The sequence below is a fragment of the Croceibacterium segetis genome, from assembly GCF_011320115.1.
Lineage (GTDB): Bacteria > Pseudomonadota > Alphaproteobacteria > Sphingomonadales > Sphingomonadaceae > Croceibacterium_B > Croceibacterium_B segetis.
In genome coordinates, this window is sequence record NZ_JAANOZ010000034.1 from 1 (window position 1) to 1023 (window position 1023).

At 60.5% G+C, this 1023-nt stretch carries 2 protein-coding genes and 1 pseudogene; 1 reads left to right on the forward strand and 2 read right to left on the reverse strand.

Annotated elements, in window-relative coordinates; genetic code table 11:
* Nucleotides 1-150: pseudogene (locus G7B69_RS17130) on the reverse strand (hypothetical protein); the annotation flags it as partial.
* Nucleotides 151-430: 280 nt separating this feature from the next.
* On the opposite strand from G7B69_RS17130, the gene G7B69_RS16620 reads away from it, so the two are divergent.
* Entirely contained in the window at nucleotides 431-643 is a 213-nt protein-coding gene (locus tag G7B69_RS16620; RefSeq protein WP_166181293.1) for a hypothetical protein, read from the forward strand.
* Nucleotides 644-889: 246 nt separating this feature from the next.
* On the opposite strand, the gene G7B69_RS16625 is transcribed toward G7B69_RS16620, so the two are convergent.
* A partial coding sequence (locus G7B69_RS16625; protein ID WP_166181295.1) for a winged helix-turn-helix domain-containing protein occupies nucleotides 890-1023 on the reverse strand: 134 nt, incomplete at its 5' end.

The window sequence follows — 1023 nt, forward strand, 5'->3', positions numbered from 1 at the left end:
AATTCGCACCGCATCGGCGCTCGTCCTAGCCAGCAGCTTGTCCATCATCGAAAGGCGGACATCCTCCGCCCGCGCCAAGCTAATCCCTTCCGCGGCCGCAATCCCCCGACTGGACATTCCGCTCACAATAAGCCGCAGAATCTCAAACTCGCGGGCGTTAAGACAGTCCGGTGTGAGCTGTTGCTGGTGTTCATGTCTAGGCGGCGCCGCGAAGCCAAGCGGGCGAGAGAGCGGTAAATCCCCTGAGTGTTTGGCGACGCGGGAAGCGTCGCCGACCGACCTTGGCTCTTAGCCCACGGCTGCCCATTCAAGAACGGAGCGCACGCATTCCCGTTCGGTCGAAGACCTGGCGAAGGAACGAGGTAACGGGTTGCGCCGAGGAAACACAGGTGTCATAGGGACCGCGGAAATCCACAGGAGGAACCGCAAAATGGTCCGCAAGCTATTTTTTGCCGCATCGGTCTTCTCACTGGTGGTCGCGCCGGTTGCCGCGCAAGCGGCTGAGCGCCAGCCCTCCCCCGTTGCAGGCAAAGAAGATATCGCCGGAATGAGTATGATTGGCTTACTGATCGCGTTGGCAGTTGTTGCTGGAGTTGCTCTCATCATTGCCAGTGACGACAATAACAATCCCGTGAGCCCATAGACGCTAGGGTATATCGGGGCCGGCTCTGGATTGGTCTTACATTCGGCCCCAAGCCGTTAGTCGACATCGCGAGCGCGTCCGAGGGTCGAGGCGCTCTTGGGTTCGCGCGCCGGCGGGCGTGTTTTGTTTTGACTACCGCAGCCCGCCCCTTCCCCTTGGTGAGGAGCAGAAGTTCGGTGTGGCGCTCGCCTTTGCCCTTCTTGCTCGCTTGGGAGGAGAAGAAATGTCGAGCATAAACACCGCGGATTAGGCCGCGGCTTCCGCCTCTTCGCCCGGATCGCGCAGCACGTAGCCGCGGCCCCAGACGGTTTCGATGTAATTCTCGCCGCCGCAGGCGCTCGAAAGCTTCTTGCGCAGCTTGCAGATGAACACGTCGATGA